The sequence below is a fragment of the Psychrobacter sp. 1Y4 genome (assembly GCF_051847555.1).
Genome location: NZ_JBPYDE010000004.1, coordinates 250,656 through 269,693, shown reverse-complemented (window position 1 = coordinate 269,693; position 19,038 = coordinate 250,656). Strand labels below are relative to the sequence as shown.

The following is a 19,038-nucleotide window of genomic DNA, read 5'->3' as shown; positions in this document are numbered from 1 at the left end:
TATAAAACAAACGTGCTTAACTGACAGCTAATTATTGAGGCAACGCTTCAATTAACAATACAAATGAGCGGTATCCCATTCACTTATAGCAATAAACCTAGGTAATAGGGGTATTTGGTTTAACGTCGATGTCAGGTGCAGGCAAATCCCAAATGTAGTATTTACCATCTTCAATCAGTTTAATCTGTTGACGAATGATTGAGTTATCCGGTACTTGTTGTTCAAGACGGCGCAAGCGATCTAAGGCTTCATTACGGCGATCACTCAACAAATCAGACTGCGCTAAGCTTTGTTCAGCTTCGGTATAGCCAAGCTCAACAGCTTTGTCCAGATACTTTTTACCTTCTTTAAACCCGCCACCTTCTGATAGCATCATGCCATACAAAAAGTTGGCTTCTCCACTATCTGGCTTGGCTTTGATAGCGCGATCTACGTATTGACCAGCACGAACTGCATACTCTGAGCCTAAGTCTAGGTTGCGACCCATACCGTTAAGTTTGGCAGCACGCAATAGAACATCAAAGGAAGCGTCAGGCTCGCTGGCATAAGGTTCGATCCACTCAGTCAATACTTTGATTTTTTCACGCGTGTAGTGACGTTGTGAGCGATTAGGGAAGTTTGGTGGATAGTGGCGTGCGTTGGGCGAGACGTCTTCAATAAAGTCATCAAGTAAGCTGACATCCAGCTTGTCTGTACCAAGGCCCGTTTTTTGTGAAATCAATAGTGTTGGGACAAAACTAATATCTGAGACACGAACTTGCGGCGTTGGTATGCTGTTTAGCTGGCCTGCACTGATATCGATACCGGTGCTGGTAATAGGGCCACGTTGATAGACCTGTGTGGTACCAGTAGGTTTCGGTGCTACAGGGACTACAGGCGTATATGGCGTTTGTTGAGTCGGTGCAGTTGCGCGGTTTTGCTGAGTAGCATCTTGCTCTGTTGTTTGTTCAGCGGCTTTTGCATCGGATGGACTCAATGGAGCGTTACTAGATTGGGCGTTACTAATCGTTGCATTTGGCTGTGCGCGGCGAATAATACGTTTGCTTGAGTCAATGGCGCTAGGTGCATTGGCGCTAACAGCAGGTGCAGCAGCTGTATCAGGCGTTGCCGCTAGCGCGGGCGCTGACAGCATCAAAGTACATGCCGCTGCTAAAGCAGTTAAAGCAGCTGATTTATTATGTTTGATGGGGCTTATGGGTTGGCTCATGGCAATCGTTACCTTGGTTATTGATAAATTATTTTTGATAAGTAATGTTTATATAATGAACATATATAGTGAATACTGGCTGGTTAAGAACTGTACAAATTTTTTATACCCTATCAAATTAGCATAAATCCTCTCAATAGTAGGATTGTTAAAAACCCTACAGATTAGCTTCAATCATCAAAATCATAAGGGACTTAATATATTAAAACCTTTTATCAAAGTACAGGTTTTAGTGGGCTGCTTTAACGAGAAAGTATATCGGGCAGTGTTGCCAAACTATAAATGATAGGCTGTGGCTTTCATACGATTGGCCATCCAACGCATGGTACGGCGAACAGGGGGCGATAATGCTGCACCGCCACTATTAATCGCCAGCTCTCGATGATGTAGCTCTTCGATATCCATTTGTGCCAGTATGGCGCGTGAACGCTGGTCTTGTGCTGGTAGCTGTTCGATATGATCTTGTAAATGCTCACTAACTTGAGCTTCAGTTTCAGCGACAAAGCCTAAGCTAAACTCGTTTGAGATAGCACCAGCAACGGCACCCAAACCAAAAGACATACCATACCATAATGGCGTAAAAATACTGGGATGGCTGCCCAGCTCTTGCAAACGAGTCTCACACCATACTAAGTGATCTACTTCTTCTTCAGCCGATTGCTGCATGGCTTGTTTTACGCCATCATCTTTTGCACTAAACGCTTGCCCGTGATATAGACCTTGCGCGCATACCTCACCAGTATGGTTGATGCGCATAAGACCTGCCACGTGCCGCGATTCTGTAATACTTAGCTCAGGAATCGTATCATCATTGACCGGTAATGGACGAGTACTGGGGTTGGAGTGTGGAACGACTGCCCGTAGCGCCTTATCAACGCCAAGAAGCAAATTGTCTATCTTAGATAACGAACGCAGTGCCATAATTAGCTCCTGATATAACTTTGTGTCGGTATTGGCTTATGTAAATCGTAAAAATAATCTTTCATCACTATAGCAAACAATCTCAATTATCGGCATCAAAATTCGTGCTATGACATGATTATAATTCAACGAATCCCTTGTATATTATTGATGAAAACTGCCATGCTACATTAGCTTTCACTGCTGGGTAGTTCATCATAAGTCTGCATAACGGCTTGCCCAACATGCTTGTTAAGCTTGATATATAAAAACACGCCGAAGATGATATTGAGTAGGCCTGTGACCAAAAATAACTGTGGCAGTGACAGATTGAGACTGTTTAATACCACGATAGCAAATATAGCCGAGGTAACCATAAATATAGCATTGAAGATATTATTGGCACCTACGATACGTGCACGATGACTTTTGGGCGCATAAGCCTGCATAGAGGCATAGAGGGGCACAATATACAAACCACCACTAAACCCTAAAAAGAATAAATCAGCAAATACCCGTAAGCTACCGCCTCTACCAAATACATCGCTAATCCCTAAGAGAGTGTTCGAACTCAAATCGTTATTTAGCCCTGATAACGAAAAATAAAGGTCAATAGCAAAGATACTGAGTCCTGCGATGCCAAAAGGCAACAGTCGCAAGCTCACTTGATTTTTCGTCAAACTTTTACACAGTAAAGAACCAATAGACACGCCAACAGAGAAGAGAGTCAATAGAAAAATAACGACAGACTCATCACCCTGTAAGATGACTTTGCTAAATTCAGGCGTCTGAGTCAAAAACGTTGCCCCATAAAACCAAAACCAGCTATTGCCCAAAATTACAAAGAACAAAAAAGGCAAAGAATACAAGTAACGTACCGTGGCTATACTAGTAGTAAAAACATTCCAATTAATAGTCAGATTGGGCTGCATCGCTGGCGTCATAGGAATAAAGCGCGCTGCCATATAGCCCAATAATGCTACAACTACAACCGTTGCGCTAATCCAATATAGTGACTGTGGCAGCTGCGTTAATACTCCAGCGACTATCATGCCGAGTAAAATAGCAAGAGAAGTACCCATTTGAAACAGACCATTGGCCCCGACAAGCTCGTCTTTTTGCATTGCTTGTGGCAGATAAGCATATTTAATCGGACCAAAAAAGGTAGAATGCGTACCCATTAAAAACAGCGCTACAAATAGCAGAGCATACCATTCAAACACAAAGCCTATAGCCGCCACTGTCATAATGACCAGCTCAAGCAGCTTAACAAAGCGGGTGAGTTTCGACTTTTCAAACTTATCTGCAATCTGTCCCGCCAAGGCAGAAAATAAAAAATAAGGCAAAATAAACAGCATGGCGGCTAAATTATTCAAGATGCTCACTTCCACGCCGATTTGACTGGCGGCAGTATAGGTCAAAACTAAAATCAGTGCTTGTTTAAAAATATTGTCATTAAAAGCACCCAAAAACTGGGTAAAAAACATAGCGTTAAAGCGACGACGCTTAAATAATTGAAACTGATTTGCCATGTGGACTCCTACAAGTGGCTAGCGTCTGGTGCATAGAGTGAACTAAATACAGGCAGCATAAGGTATTTGTATGCTATATAATTGTGATTATTATCAAAAACTTATTGAAATATAGGATAGGTTGATGGTTTTTAGACCGTATAATAGCAAGGCTTTGCTATAAATACATGTGCTAGATGCTATGATTTGATAATTAACTAAGCTATGATTTGTAAGCTTGACATAGTGGTGTCAAAGTTGATTACCAGTATCACTAATATTAAATATGATAAGTACATTCACCGGTTAGTGCAGGCGGTAGTCATCGTCAGTATAGTATGCCGCGTGAAGTGATAGGAAATAAGTATGATAAGACATCAGCCTTTAACGCAGTCGCGCAGCTATTTTACCCGCTCAACGCTTTTTACCGCGTTAGCAAGTGCGTTAGTCGGCTTTGGTGTGGCAACTCCTGCCTTTGGTGCAGATGACGTTGATACCAGTAGCGAAGCATCAGCCAAGCTTTCAAGCTTGTCCAAATATAATGCGCTAATGACTGATCAAGAGACTGAGCTTGATGCAGCTTTAGATGCGCTACGCCTAAAAAAAGCAGTAGAGCAAGGTGTCATCGATGAGTCAGTATTAGAAGATTATAGTGAGCAAACATTAAAAGGCGAGTCAAAAAACTCTCTATCGACCAAACCTATCAATAGTAAGACGACCGACTCAGACAATATTGAAAAAAGTTCAACCAGCACACGTGATGATAATTTATTAGAGCAGGCAGCCACAGTACAGCAGCAAGGCTATCAGATGATGACGCCTGAACAAATTGATCGTGAGCTTGCGGCGGTAGAGGCGAAAAACAATCAAGACAATACGTTAGGCGACAATAGTCAGAACAGTGATAGCGATTTTGATAAACCGGTAGCGACTTTGGATAGCCGTGATACGCCCATCGGCTTGGATCCAAGTCTAGATGCAGCAAGCTTACCAGCACCGACCAATCTTGATACTCTTGGACGACTAGAAAGTAAGAATGAGAATGCTGAATCTGATGAGATTATGTCACGCCCGATTGAGGTTAGTGATGCAGTCAGTAGCAATGGTGTAGATAGTAGCCAACAGAGTCCTGTACAGACGCTTGCGCAGCAAGAACGTGATCCAGTAACAGGTACTGACGATACTATAGCTGATACTAAGGCTGATGCAAGTACGGGTAAGCTGCCTATAGTAGATGAAACGATAGAGCAGTCAGGCGAGCAAACAGAAGCTTTAAACCCTGATGATTATTTACCTGACTATCAAGTAGCAACAGAAACTCAAGCAGTGACCGATAGCATCGTACAAGCATCCAAACCTAGCTCACGGGCACGTAATAGTAGCAACATTGTTAAACGCTTATATAGTCGTTTGTTTAATGGAGGCGCCATGGCTCTACCACATGTAGAAACCAGCGTTTATTTACAGCAGACAGATGGTAGTAGCGCTGAAAATACAGACGATACGCAGCCAAAACTTATCAAAGCTGATGAAGATAGCCAACCGATTAACAATATTAAAGCTGCGCTTGATGATACAACTGTACAATCTGTTGCTGATTTTACCGCAGCTTTACCACGTTTGCGCCAGACTGCTTTAGATGCTGCGCAAGCAGTAGGCTATTACGACGTTACCTTACGTTTACGCCAACCAACCGTTGATACCATTGACGTCATTATTGAAAAACTTGGTGAGCCAGTACGTGTCGATAGCCGCGTCGTAGATATTCGCGGTCAAGGTATTGAGCAGCCTGAGTTTAAAACCCTTGAAACAAGTATGTTACCGCAAGAAGGAGATGTCTTTAATCACCGCGTTTATAAAAATAGTAAGGCGGCACTTGAAGCATTAAGTGATACATATGGTTATTTTGATCAATACTGGTTAAATAAATCAGTTGATATTATCTTGCCAGACAATACAGCTGATGTCTCACTGGTCTATAACACAGGCGATCGTTATCAATTTGATGATGTGGTGTTTTTTACCTATGATGAGGAGACAGGAACGCTTACTACCGATCCTAAAAAGCTACCAGTAGAGACCCCATTACTAAAGCAGATGTTTGACTTTGAAGCAGGTGATCCGTTCTATCGTCCTGATATCACCAAACTTGGTAATGATTTGTCAGCGACTCGTTATTTTAACACCGTCAATGTTGAGACAATATTGCCACCAGATGATATGAGCGAAAACAGCACGTTAGCTTTCGATAATACGCCGATAACTGCTGATAATAATGGCGTTATTGATGGCGATGTCGACAATGCTATTAACGATATCGATGCGTCTAATAATGACAATATTGATGATTCGATAATAAATGCCAACAATACTAAAGCTGCCTCTGGCATTGCAGACGATAGTAATGATGTCGATGTCAGTAGTACCGATATTGATAGGGCTGACAATACTACTGATAGCATTGAGACCAACAACGGCGCTACTGTAGATGCAATAGATGTGGCTCCCATCGAATTTGAAGTTGACCAAGAAACACAAGACAAGTTATCGGCTATCAAAAGTAAGGCAGATCGGTTAAGCGGGTTACCAAATAATCGGGTGCTCGACGAAAAAACACAAGAAGCTGATAATCTTTTAGGCAAAATTAGCGACTCTATAAGCAAAGTCGCCAAAAAAATCTTCCCTGATGATGAAAGTATATTGGACGAAGATTTTGTACCGCCAACCCTTGCAGGACGTAAAACCCCAGTAGAGGTTCAAGAAAGCAAAAAAGTCCCTTTGTATGTTTTTGTCTCTGCTGATAAACCGCGTGATGCGCAAGTCGGTATCGGTTATGGTACAGATACGGATGTACGAGCGACTGCTAAAATCGACTATAACTTAATTAATCGTAAAGGCTATCAAGCAGGGGTAGAGACTGAGGTGTCTCGGATCAATAAAAATATCGGTGTCTATGCCAGTCGACCATGGAAGCATCCGCTCAACGACAAGCTAGAGGGACGTCTCACTTATGAAGAGGAGGTGATTGATCAAGGTGAAGGTAACTTTGATTTGTCAACCAAAACTCTGAAAGCTGGATTGGCCCGTAATATTCGCCGTGAAAATGGTTGGAATCGTAGTTACTCTGTACGTTATCGTTTAGATGAGCTGGAGACTGGCGTTGATGATACTGAGTTGGATGATCTACCCATACGTTTTACATCCTCTAAACCTAAGCAAAAGGCACTATTATTTGGTTACGGCGTCAATAAAACGGACGTTGACAGTGTGACCAATCCAACGCGTGGTATACGTCAGTACTATGGTATTGAGGCGGGCGCAGATAAAGCGCTTAGCGATACCGATTTGGCTATAGTTAGTGCAGGTGTCAGTGGTGTCTATAGCTTTGGTGATGACAATAAGCATCAAGTGCTTGGAAGCGTCAATACAGGCTACATATGGGCAGATGACTTTTATGAAGTACCCTATAAATTGCGCTTTTTCGCTGGTGGGGATCAAAGCATTCGTGGCTACGATTATGAAAGCTTGTCTCCGCTAGAAAATGGTTATCTAACTGGTGGACAAATACTAGCAGTCGGTAGTGCTGAGTATAATTATGAATTTATTCCAGGCTTTCGCGGTGCAGTATTTACCGATGTGGGTAATGCTTATGACAAAGATTTTGAGACTGAAACCAAGGTTGGCGTTGGGGTCGGTGTTCGCTGGGCCTCACCTGTGGGTGTCGTACGCGTAGATGTAGCCGCAGGCGTGACAGAAGATAGTGTTCCAGTTAGACTACACTTCTTTATTGGCTCGCCACTCTAGTAAAAATTATAGACTTGACTATATGTAGATGATTGAGTTTATTAAAGTAGAAAAGTCTATGAGCCATTTTTATCTATCCTACCGATTGCTGGTAAATAATCTTTTAACGTAGTTGAGTATCATGTTGAACAAAAAGACCCCGCCCAAACGTTCACCCGATGAAGATCCAGCTCAAAGAGATGCTCGTGCAGTAAAGCGCTGGTATCCACTGTCCTTTGTATTCAAATTATTAGTATTGATACTTGTCGTTCTACTGCTTATGTTTGCAGTATTCTTTTATATGATGGGCACAGAGTCAGGGACGAGGTTTGTCTTAGAAAAGGTCAGTGCAGAAACAGGCATTAAACTTACATACGGCAAAGGCAATTTGCGAGATGGTATCTGGGTCACAGATATAGATATCAAAGCGACTGAAGATCTTGAGGTTTCGGTAGACAAAGCATACGTTAAGGTAGGCTGGCGCGCTGTCTTTTCTAAAGAAGTACACCTTCGAGATGCTGATATCCAGCGCATAGAAATCATCAATAATAAACCACCAACTGGTGAGCCATTTGATTATAAAACACTCAAGTTACCAGTCAATCTACGCTTTGATCAAGCTAAAATAAAAAACATTGTTTATAAACAAATCACCAAAGATCCTATCGTGGTACATGATATTAGTGCTCGAGATTTAACGTGGGTAGGGAGTGAAGTCACCATTGGTCGCGGCGATTTGCGTTATGCAGATATTGTAAAAATCAATGCATTACAGGGCAATATAGATTTACAAGGCGACTATCCATTGGACCTCAGTGCCATCGCTGAAGTCAGTGCTTTAGAAAAAGCGTATATCGATCCCCTAAACATTACAGCGACAGGTAGCTTAAAGCGTACTGTAGGTAAGGTGCGTAGTCGTTATAATGAAGGGGATGTCCGAGGTGAGTTTGTCGTGCAAGGTCTCGATAATGATGCGCCTTTTCAAGCCAAATTACAGTGGGATGATGTTCTCATTCCTTACGCAGATGCCCAAAACATTCATCTAAAAAGTGGTACTGCTACGGCAAATGGGGTCATCTCTGAGATACGTTTGCGTATTAATACTGAGTTAACTGCCAAAGATATCCCTTCAGGACATTATCAGGGTCGCGCTATCATCGCCAATAGCCAAATGCATGTCGATCGTCTAGACGCTAATGTTCCAGCTGGACATTTAATATTACAAGGTATTTTGGATTGGAAAAATAGCTTTGATGCAAAAGTGCGAGCGACAGGTAGTAATTTTGATGTTCGCCGCGCCATTCCTGATGAGTATACTGACTTTAAGGCGTATGCACCGCAAAAGCTTAATGGTCGACTATCGGTGCATTATCAACAACAAAATAGTGTTGGTAATACGCAGATTGATGCAGACTTGCGTCAGCGTGATGGTGAGCACATCAATGCCAATATAGTACGTGGTAAGACTTCATTAAAGTCTAAACAGGTGGCTCCTTGGTATATCAATGCCAATTGGCAAAACCTTATTCGCAGTAATGTCCCTAATATCGGTGATATTAACAGTCCAAATGGACAAGCCGATGTCATTGTGCGCGGTGCACGTTTGTCTGTTGATGCCAATGCCCTTATCAATGAGTTAAACGCAGCCCCTAAAGGCAATTATGATGTCAAAATTCGTAAGAATGGCGATGTCATTGATATAAATAGTCTCAACTATAAAGGCATCGTTGGTGATTTATCGGGTAATGGGCAAATACAGCTAGCAACTAAGCGCCGACCTTTGACGTGGCAGATAGACGCGCGCACTAATGGCTTACTACCCAAACAATATCGTAACGATTTACCACTTGAGCGTCTAACAGGCCGCCTCAACGCCAGTGGTCGTTTGCTAGATATCACCAAAAACGGTGTCAAAGGTCAGCGGCATATTATTAATCTCAATAATACGGATCTAGAAGCTCAGCTTGATGCCACACAAGAGGGTCGTGAAATTGGTATAGCAGGGACGGGTGACGCAAGCATTGATCTCGTTGGAGGTGAGCTGTCGGTTTTCGATGCACGTTTTGATGGTCAGCTCAATACTGCTGATGTTCCTGATGGTCGACTATCTATTGATGCCGCTGGTACACCAAAGCTAATCAATGTGCGTAAGTTGGATTATACTGGTGAGGCAGGCGCTGTTAATGTAAAAGGTGTGCTTGATCTGCGCCAAGATATTGGCTGGACAGTAAACGGCCGCTTTAATAATTTTGATTTGGGTTATTTTTTACCGAATAATCCAGCTATTCTTTCCGGTGATTTGAACACCAGTGGGCAGTGGCAATCTGCGTCCAAAAACCATCCTGATGAAAAGGGTAAACTACAACGTTTTGCTGTAAATTTCGATGGGATGCTAGATGCCAAACAGCTACCTGCTGGTAAACTGACCATTGATGCCAATGGGGACTCGCAGCTCATCCGTATCAAGCGTTTTCGTCATATAGGCACAGCAGGTAGTATTGACGCCCAAGGCTCAGTCGATGTGAGCAAAGGGGTTGCTTGGGATATTAGTGCGGTGATGGATCGCTTTAATCTAGGTTACTTCCTAAAAGATACACCGAGTACGATTACGGGCAATATAAAAACGGATGGTAGCTGGCGTAAAGCACAGCAGATTATCAACCTAACACAAATCGATCTAAACGGTACTCTAAAAGGTCAGCCTTTGAGTGCTAAAGGGAGCTTAGCGGCTAAATTAAACTTACCTGAAGATCTGACCAACTATTTTGAGCGTTTAAAAGCCCAAGACGTTGAGTCTCAATATCAGCAGGTCAATGCTCTCATCGATAATCTGAATGCAAATAACTTAGTACTACGATGGGGCGACAACTACCTGACGGCTGATGGTAATGCCAAGCAGTTGCAAACAAAAATCAATATCACTAGTCTCGATCAACTCTCAGATAAGCTGACGGGCAAAGTCACTGGCGGTGCGACCTTGTCACAGCCAGCAGGCCAGGCGTTGCCAACGATCTACGTAGATTTGGTCGGTGAGCGTATTGTGTTGCCTGGATTTATCTTACGTGAAGGCCGTGTACGCGGTAAACTTGTGAATTTAGCCAATAGTCCTAGTCAACTGATTATTAGTGCAGAAGGTTTAGATGCAGCTGGGCAAAGTTTTAAGAACATCGATGCCTCGTTTAGTGGTACTGAGCAAAGTCATGTCGTTAACCTTAAGATGGCTAATGAGAAGCTAAATATCTCAACACGATTAAAAGGTGGTTTTAATCGTGACCAGTTGAGTTGGTCAGGGGTGATAGGTAAAGGACGTGTCCAGTCGCAATATGCAACCTTAAACCAGTTACAACCTGCACAGGCTATTGTAAATTTACCAAAACCACAGAATAGTGGCAAAACTGATCTAAAAGTACAGTTAGCAGCACACTGCTGGCAAGCAGAGGATCAGACTGGCAAATTATGTTTGCGCGAAAACCTTATAGCTTCAGCTGCTGGTGGTAATGTTAATTTGGCTTTACAAAAGCTTGATACATCACTGTTTTCAGTGTTCTTACCCAAAGATATTGATTGGCATGGTCAGATTAATGGCAAAGCTATTGTCGGCTGGCAACGTGGCAAACCGCCTACCATCAATACAACGCTATATTCTGACAATGGCAAAATAGGTCTGATTCAAGATGGTGATGCTGCACCTGTAACCATCCCTTATGAGCGTATATCACTCATCGCATTATCAGTCCCTGAAGGATTAAAACTGCGTGCAGATGTCAATACTGGTAATGGTGCTCGCGGTTACGCTGAAGCCATAGTAGATCCGTACAAAGCGCCCAAACCAATATCAGGGGCATTAGTACTTAATGAATTTAATCTGGCTATCCTAAAGCCGTTTTTCCCGGGAATGCGCGTATTAGAAGGTAATATTACGATGGCAGGCGGCATTGGCGGCACCTTAACCAAGCCCCAGTTTTATGGCGATGTAAAACTTGCTAATGGTCGTGTTGCGATGCTTGATCTACCAGTCAATTTATCCAAAATAAACGCTACAGCAAAAATCCGCGGGACAGAAGCAGCTATTGACGGTAAGTTTAATAGTGGTACAGGTACAGGTACCTTGATTGGGACCATTAATTGGCAACAAGAGCTGCAAGCCAAGCTGAGTATTGTTGGTGAAAGATTGGTGTTAACGCAGCCACCATTATTATTGGCTGAGGTCAATCCTGATATCGATATTATCGTGCGACCAGGCGATCGCTACGTTAACATTGAAGGTGCAGTTAGCGTACCATCAGCGACGATTCGTCCTCCTGAAGCGAGTGAAGATATTATCACCCAAACTGAAGATGCAGTGGTGATCGATAGACGTTTAATTGGTAATATCGATGACGTTTTAGCAATATCAAAACCTTGGTCGATTAACGCTGATATTGGTATTGATTTGGGTGATGATATTAACTTCCGTGGCTTTGGTGCTGTCATTCCTTTGGCAGGTGCTCTTAATATCAGTCAAAATGGTACTGGTGTCATGCGCGCTAAAGGGGTCGTGCAGGTATCTCGCCGTACCAGTATCGATGCGTTTGGACAGAATTTAGAGCTAAATTATGGACAGATACGCTTTAATGGCGATGTGATGAAGCCCAATTTGAGTATCGAGGCTGTAAAAATAATTGATGATAAAACAGTCGGCGTACGTGTGACAGGCAACACTGAAAACCCAAATATCGTTGTCTTTAACAATGCAGGCTTGACGCAACAACAAGCGATGAATGCTCTAGTGACCGGTCGTATCGACGATGGTGAAGCAACTCAAGTTAGTGAACAAGGATTTAAGTCACAGGTCACTAATAGTCTGGCGGCAGCTGGTCTCAACTTTGGCTTGACTGGTACACGAAGCTTGACCAATCAAATTGGGCAAGCTTTTGGTTTGCAGAGTCTAACTGTGGATGCTTCAGGTAACAGTGAAGATACTAATGTTAATGTCACAGGTTACGTCACTCCTGATTTATACATTCGTTATGGGGTTGGCGTATTTAACGCGGAAAACAGCTTGTCTATTCGTTATCAATTGACACGCCGTATTTATGTCGAGGCGACCTCTGCGGCTGAAAATGCTGTAGATGTGGTCTATAGCTGGCAGTTTTAAATTGTACTCATTGCGCTATTTTAGGGATGACTGTGGTTGTCGACTATGATAAAAGGCTGCTATCAATAGCCAGTGTTGATTATCTTCCAATAAAAAACGCCTTTCAATAGAGGCGTTTTTTGTTGGTACAATTAGGTTATTTGGTCAAAATTAAGCGATTGTTACGAGTCAAACGCAAGCGATACTCTTCGCCTTCATGCTCAATACGGACTTCCTTGGTTAAAGCAAACAAGTGCTGCGATTGTAAAGTAGGCAAACGATTTTCACGGCAGTTTAAGTAGCGAGAGATGACCATACTCATAGTGAATTCCTTTTGATTAAATAACTGTTAAAGTAATAGTGGTTGCTAACGATAATAATTATCATTTACATTGAAGTATTTTGCAAGCCAATTGATAAAATAAAATACAGTTATTGTGTAAATATATCTAAATCAATCATTACTAACACTATTATTGAAAAAATCTTAGACTTAATTCTAAAAAACTTGACCGAATTTTGAACGAAAAGCTTTATGAGAGAATTGATTAAGGAGAGAGCTATGTCAAATGCATCGACCAAACAACTAGGCAACGATATAACTGTCACGATTAATGTCGCCATTGCTGTTATTTACTATAAAGATAAGTATTTGCTTGGATTTCGAGATAAGTCTCAGCATCAAGGCAATCGCTATGAATTTATAGGCGGCAAGATAGAGGCTCATGAAACTGCAAATCAGGCACTAATACGAGAAGTTGCTGAAGAAACGGGCATCGTCATTCATCATAATACGATCGTTAAGCTTGGGCGATTGCACCATGATTACGGTGATAAAAAAGTAAGTTTACAAGTCTATCGTGTCGAGCTGACGTCTCATCAGTATGACGTATATAAACATCAAGGCTATGGTTTAGAAGGACAGATGCTAGCATGGGTAAATAAGTCTGAGCTATTAGCAGGAAGCTACAACTTGCCAGCTGCTAATAAAACGATTCTTGAATGGCTACGCTTGCCTTCAAAAATAGCAATTACCTATCCTTTATCACAGTTCAGCACATACCCTGACGCAGCGACAGCATGGTTACAATATCATCAAGCTCACATAGCGTCAGATGCTTGGGTATATATTCGAGTCCAAGATATAGGCTCAAAGAACGTCGCAAAGCAGCTGATGGGTCAGCGACCAGATATTAAAGTCATTATGCCTAATGACATCAACGAACATTATTCAAACCATCACCCAGCATCTAGTCATCAAATTATAGCGTACCATCTAACACAGACATCGTTACTACAGTGGGCTGACGAAGTTAAAGATAATGCTGCTCAATTGCAATCTTTACATCATCCATTAATAGTAAGTTGTCATGATGCTGATAGTATTTATGCAGCCAATAAACTTGCCAATAGTCGTTTAGAGCGACAAGAGTCACCAGTCATCGGTATTTTCTTATCCCCTGTACTGGCCACTCAAACGCATCCTGATGCTAAGCCTTTAAGCTGGGAGGCATGGTCAGATCTAGCAGCACTTGCAGATATGCCTGTCATTGGTTTGGGTGGATTATCGCCCAATTTATTTACTCAAGCGACGCAGTATGGCGCCACGAGTATAGCAGGTATCCGGCAGTTTCTTTAAGCTTATGAATGAAAAATAGCATCGTTTTCTTTACCATGGTCTATTATTGTTTTTCGTTAAATCTTTTACATACCAGTTACTATGTATTTAGTATTACTAACAAAGACAATATTATTTACAAACGGTTGCTTTTCCCTACAATGCTACACTGTTCCGATTTCCATTATATCTTTAATATTGCAGTTAAAAATTATGTGAGATAAACGTATGGAGTAAGCAACTGATTATAAGCCTTACTATAACCATACTTATATCAACTAATAAACCGCACTATTAATTCAAAATAATGGTATTTTTATGAAAACCAATAAGTTACCTACGTCAGAATATTCTGACATACAGGCAGCCGGTTCTCAGTCTGGGCAAAATCATCAATTGGTTAACAAGCGTTTAACAAATGATGTAAATACAGCGAATAATTATAGTAATGCTAGCAATGATGCCAACTATAATAAGTCTATACATTTGCTTTCAGGCAGTGAGAAATCAATAAATAACGATCTTACTTCTACGGGCTTAAATGACGAAGTACCGGAGCGTATATTTATGAATAGTCTGATTAAACACACTGGAATAGCACTAGCGATTATTGTACCGTTAGCTGCGTTTTCAGCCTATGCTGCAACGCCGCCGGAAATGCCTGCCTCACATGATGCCACTAGCGTCAGTACTGGTAAAGTAGATGCAGAGGTAGCAGCCAATATGACTATAGATATTACACCTTCTTCTATTATTCATCAGTCAGCTACTGAACCAACTACAGTAGATAGTCTTGATTTAACAAAATATAGTGGAACATGGTATGAGATCGGTCGTTTACCAATGTATTTTCAGCGCAACTGTGCCAGCGATGTGACTGCTACCTATACTCCTAATGTAAAAGACACTGGTATTACGGTATTGAACCAGTGTATTGATGAAGATGGTGAATCGGTTACTGCAGAAGGTCTTGCAAAGCCTGCAGATGATACAGGTAGTAAGCTTAAGGTTACTTTTTTACCGTCATGGATTCGCTGGTTACCTGTTGGGCGCGCCGATTACTGGGTGTTGGCACATGATCCCAATTATCAAACGGCTTTGGTTGGTACCCCAGATAAAGAATATTTGTGGCTGCTGGCTCGTTCACCAGATATTTCACAAGAAGCTTATGCAAAATATCGTCAAATTGCTCAGCAACAGGGTTATGATCTAAAAGCTTTCACATTAACGGATCATCGTAATCAAACCGTAAATTTGGTCCCTTAATATTAAATAAAAATTGATCAAGTGATCGGTAGTCTTCTGTCTGTTTGTAGCGAACCTAATAGTGAGTATTGACTCAGTTTGGTAGATAAATAAAAAGGTGACCTAATAAGTTGCCTTTTTGCTGTGTTATGAACATAGTTTCTGTCAAAAACAATACATGATTGATATCAAACGTTAGTAATAAAGGTTATCACTAGCAAAATCAGGCATTTTGAGCTAAAATGTACCCCAATTAAAACCTATGATAAGTACGACCAAAGAGCTTATAAACCTACTACATAATATAATGATTAATAAGTATGTATCAATTTTACTAACGTAGCGTCTCTCTCAGTTTATAAGTTTTTAGTACTTACATAGCCTTCTATATTTTACAAACACATTTTACTGACCATAAGGATGTTTCTCGTGAGCCAAGCTAATACCTTACGCCAATTACATCAAGATCGTCTAAATAGTTACAACGATCAAGAACAACAAGCTATTGAGTTAATTGGACTGTTAAACAAACTCTATAACGAAAAAGACGTACAAGTTACTTTGTTCGGTGAGACACTTGATACAACTTCAGTCGGTCAAGTACTGGCGTTGCATCAAAAAGCAGCTATTCGTGAGCAAAATGGTAAGCCTATTGCTATTGCTGACACTTTAGAGATGGTTAAAGCATTGGCTTCTAGTAGCGACATTCAATCATCACGTGTAGATGTTGGTCAATTGATCGCCAATGACACTGATTTGCAAGCGGCTTTACAAGAGGCTGGTGACGATAAATCTGCACAAAACGGTACTACTGACGTTGTGTTGTATGGCTTTGGACGTATTGGACGAATTTTAACGCGTCTATTATTATCACAAGCATCTAGTAAAAAGGGTTTGCAGTTAAAAGCTATCGTAGTACGTCCGGCTGCTGCAGGGGATCTTGCTAAGCGTGCGTCATTACTTGAGCGTGACTCCATTCATGGTAGCTTTACGGGCGGCGTAAGCGTTGATGATGATAACAATGGTATGGTTATCAATGGTCGTTTTGTACAAGTGATTTATGCCAATGATCCAAGTGAGATTGATTACACAGCTTATGGTATTGATAATGCGTTAGTCATTGATAATACAGGTATATGGAAAGATGAAGCTGGCCTAGGTAAACACCTACAATCTCAAGGCGTCAATAAAGTATTATTGACTGCGCCTGCTGGCGGGGATATCAAAAACGTCGTTTATGGTGTTAATAACGATACTGTTGGTGAGGACACCATTGTTAGTGCTGCAAGTTGCACGACCAATGCCATTACGCCAACATTGAAAGTATTAAACGATGAATATGGTATCGAAAACGGTCATGTTGAAACGATTCATTCGTTTACTAATGATCAAAACTTAATTGATAACTATCATAAGTCTGATCGTCGTGGTCGCAGTGCAGTACTAAACATGGTGATTACTAGCACTGGCGCGGCTAAAGCGGTTGGCAAAGCACTACCAGAGCTTAGCGGTAAACTGACAGGTAATGCTATTCGTGTACCTACTCCTAATGTCAGTTTGGCGATTTTGAACTTAAATTTAAAGCAAGCGCCACAAGGTGCAGACGCATTAAATGAGTTTTTGCGTAAGATGGCTAACAGTAATACTTGGCAATCACAAATTTCTTATACCGATTCGACAGAAGCTGTATCAACAGATTTTGTTGGTACTAAGCACGTTGGTATTGTTGATGCGCAAGCCACTATCGTTACTGACAATCATGCAACTGTCTACATCTGGTACGACAACGAAGTAGGCTATAGCACGCAAGTACTACGCTTGGCGACTCAAATGGGTGGTATTAGCTATACTCAGATTCCTGCATAACATCTGTATATGTGAGGTACGAGGGTAAGCTTTTGTTAAGCTACTTTGATTGTTATCGCTTATGAGTACAGCTCAAGAAGCCTAACATGCTTACAGTGTAGAACAACACCCGATATTCCGTTTGGTTATCGGGTGTTGTTGTTTGATAACATCCACAACGGTTCTACTGGTATAATGATCATAAAAGTGATAAAAAACTTTTCGTATTTCTATTATATGATAATAAGAGCGCTACTATAAGAGTGTTACTAATTGGTATCTAATTTGACTATAAAGCATGCTTGCTTTGTGGTAGGCATATTTTATGAGTAGTCAACTTATACCAGTCAATTTAGTGATTGAATGATAGATAGACTAACAAGTAGATGATTAGTAGACTAATTAAGTATATAGATATCTTTAAGTACCAATATAAAATCAGCCAATGACTGTAATCTAGAAAGTAAGGAACGTAAGATGCGATTTATTGATGAAGCCGTCGTAACGGTAAAAGCAGGTGACGGTGGTAATGGAATCGCCAGTTTTCGCCGAGAAAAATACGTACCACGCGGTGGCCCGGATGGCGGTGATGGCGGTAGCGGTGGTGATGTCTATGTTATTGCCGATGATAACACAAATACTCTAGTCGACTATCGTTATACGCGTCGCTATGATGCCATGCGTGGTGAGAATGGTCATAGTAAAAACTGCGCTGGTAAAGGCTCTGATGACGTATTCTTGCCAGTACCTATTGGTACGACTATCATTGATACCGAGACAGACGAGGTACTAGGCGACTTGGTTGAGATTGATCAAAAAATATTGGTTGCTAAAGGTGGCGACGGAGGGCTTGGCAATACTCACTTTAAAAGCTCTACCAATCAAGCGCCGCGTAAAGCAACCTCAGGTTTTGAAGGCGAGTTAAAGGTACTGAAGTTTGAGCTAAAAGTAGTGGCTGATGTCGGTCTGGTGGGATTGCCTAATGCTGGTAAATCTACTTTTATTCGTCAAGTCTCTGCTGCTAAACCTAAAGTTGCTGACTATCCATTTACGACGCTGGTTCCTAATTTGGGTGTGGTAGATATTGGACGTCATCGCTCATTTGTGATGGCTGATATTCCAGGTCTAATCGAGGGTGCGTCTGAAGGTGCTGGTCTAGGTATTCGCTTTTTAAAGCATGTTGCTCGTACGCGTCGTCTACTACACTTGGTTGATGTAAAGCCAATTGATGGTAGCGATCCGGTAGAGAATGCTCGAGTTATCCTAAACGAGCTTGAGCGTTTTTCCCCTGAATTGGCCAATTTGCCTCAAATTTTAGTGTTAAATAAAATTGATCAAGTGGTTGAAGAAGACTTAAATGAGTTATGTACGCATATCGTAGCAGAGCTTGGCTGGACAGGTATTGTGTTTCGCACATCCACTTTGACAGGCGAAGGTGTTGATGCTGTCAAATATCATTTAATGAATGAAATTGAGCGTGAGCGCGAGCGTGAAATAGAAGATCCTATTTTTGCTGATGCACAAAAAGAGCGTTTTGAGCGTTTAGAAGAAGAAGTACGTTTAAATACAGAGGCGCAGCGTGAAGCGTATCGTGCGGCTCGCAAAGCTGAGCGTGAAGGTACCAATCTTGTAGATGATGACGACTTAGATGACGATGACGGTGTAGAAGTAGTCTATACCTCTTAGAATGTATTAGCAGAAGATAACGGTAGTGTTTGCTGATATTCTCTGCTAACGTTTATACAAATTTGATGTTGTCGTGTATGAGACTATATGAGGTTTTTATACAACAAAATAGATCATCTATTATTAT

At 41.5% G+C, this 19,038-nt stretch carries 10 protein-coding genes; 6 read left to right on the top strand and 4 right to left on the bottom strand.

The window, feature by feature from the left end; genetic code table 11:
• Positions 1–97: 97 nt before the first annotated feature.
• The 3 genes from ACS8FC_RS05140 to ACS8FC_RS05130 form a co-directional block, all read right to left on the bottom strand.
• Positions 98–1,207: a tetratricopeptide repeat protein gene (locus tag ACS8FC_RS05140; protein ID WP_439296051.1), complete on the bottom strand. Its 1,110-nt coding sequence runs from the start codon at positions 1,205–1,207 to the stop codon at positions 98–100.
• Between the two features lie 276 nt (positions 1,208–1,483).
• Positions 1,484–2,122, bottom strand: coding sequence for a 2-polyprenyl-3-methyl-6-methoxy-1,4-benzoquinone monooxygenase (coq7, locus tag ACS8FC_RS05135; protein ID WP_439260830.1), 639 nt, complete (start codon positions 2,120–2,122; stop codon positions 1,484–1,486).
• Positions 2,123–2,298: 176 nt separating this feature from the next.
• A complete protein-coding gene (locus ACS8FC_RS05130) occupies positions 2,299–3,639 on the bottom strand; it encodes an MFS transporter (protein ID WP_439260658.1) in 1,341 nt (446 codons plus the stop codon).
• Between the two features lie 345 nt (positions 3,640–3,984).
• On the opposite strand from ACS8FC_RS05130, the gene ACS8FC_RS05125 reads away from it, so the two are divergent.
• Both ACS8FC_RS05125 and ACS8FC_RS05120 read left to right on the top strand, forming a co-directional pair.
• Positions 3,985–7,422, top strand: a complete 3,438-nt coding sequence (locus ACS8FC_RS05125; protein ID WP_439296050.1) for an autotransporter assembly complex protein TamA — start codon at positions 3,985–3,987, stop codon at positions 7,420–7,422.
• A 121-nt stretch (positions 7,423–7,543) separates the two neighbouring features.
• Positions 7,544–12,538: a translocation/assembly module TamB domain-containing protein gene (locus tag ACS8FC_RS05120; RefSeq protein ID WP_439296049.1), complete on the top strand. Its 4,995-nt coding sequence runs from the start codon at positions 7,544–7,546 to the stop codon at positions 12,536–12,538.
• Between the two features lie 136 nt (positions 12,539–12,674).
• On the opposite strand, the gene hemP is transcribed toward ACS8FC_RS05120, so the two are convergent.
• Positions 12,675–12,833, bottom strand: coding sequence for a hemin uptake protein HemP (gene hemP, locus ACS8FC_RS05115; RefSeq protein ID WP_227672156.1), 159 nt, complete (start codon positions 12,831–12,833; stop codon positions 12,675–12,677).
• A 246-nt stretch (positions 12,834–13,079) separates the two neighbouring features.
• Between hemP and ACS8FC_RS05110 the strand changes: the two genes are divergently transcribed.
• The 4 genes from ACS8FC_RS05110 (at position 13,080) to cgtA (ending at position 18,911) form a co-directional block, all read left to right on the top strand.
• Positions 13,080–14,156 carry an NUDIX domain-containing protein gene (locus ACS8FC_RS05110; RefSeq protein ID WP_439296048.1) on the top strand — a complete coding sequence of 359 codons (1,077 nt, stop codon included), beginning with the start codon at positions 13,080–13,082 and terminating at the stop codon, positions 14,154–14,156.
• A gap of 297 nt (positions 14,157–14,453) precedes the next feature.
• A complete protein-coding gene (locus ACS8FC_RS05105; protein WP_439296047.1) occupies positions 14,454–15,401 on the top strand; it encodes a lipocalin family protein in 948 nt (315 codons plus the stop codon).
• Positions 15,402–15,800: 399 nt separating this feature from the next.
• Positions 15,801–17,246 (top strand): glyceraldehyde-3-phosphate dehydrogenase, encoded by a 1,446-nt coding sequence (locus ACS8FC_RS05100; protein ID WP_439260663.1) that lies wholly within the window; start codon positions 15,801–15,803, stop codon positions 17,244–17,246.
• A gap of 456 nt (positions 17,247–17,702) precedes the next feature.
• Positions 17,703–18,911 (top strand): Obg family GTPase CgtA, encoded by a 1,209-nt coding sequence (gene cgtA, locus ACS8FC_RS05095; RefSeq protein WP_439296046.1) that lies wholly within the window; start codon positions 17,703–17,705, stop codon positions 18,909–18,911.
• The last annotated feature ends 127 nt before the right edge of the window (positions 18,912–19,038 follow it).

Coding starts and splice junctions, on each gene's coding strand:
- ACS8FC_RS05100 (WP_439260663.1), top strand. CDS start 15,801: ATGTTTCTCGTGAGCCAAGCTAATACCTTACGCCAATTACATCAAGAT.
- ACS8FC_RS05130 (WP_439260658.1), bottom strand. CDS start 3,639: ATGGCAAATCAGTTTCAATTATTTAAGCGTCGTCGCTTTAACGCTATG.
- ACS8FC_RS05140 (WP_439296051.1), bottom strand. CDS start 1,207: ATGAGCCAACCCATAAGCCCCATCAAACATAATAAATCAGCTGCTTTA.
- ACS8FC_RS05110 (WP_439296048.1), top strand. CDS start 13,080: ATGTCAAATGCATCGACCAAACAACTAGGCAACGATATAACTGTCACG.
- hemP (WP_227672156.1), bottom strand. CDS start 12,833: ATGGTCATCTCTCGCTACTTAAACTGCCGTGAAAATCGTTTGCCTACT.
- cgtA (WP_439296046.1), top strand. CDS start 17,703: ATGCGATTTATTGATGAAGCCGTCGTAACGGTAAAAGCAGGTGACGGT.
- ACS8FC_RS05105 (WP_439296047.1), top strand. CDS start 14,454: ATGAAAACCAATAAGTTACCTACGTCAGAATATTCTGACATACAGGCA.
- ACS8FC_RS05120 (WP_439296049.1), top strand. CDS start 7,544: ATGTTGAACAAAAAGACCCCGCCCAAACGTTCACCCGATGAAGATCCA.
- ACS8FC_RS05125 (WP_439296050.1), top strand. CDS start 3,985: ATGATAAGACATCAGCCTTTAACGCAGTCGCGCAGCTATTTTACCCGC.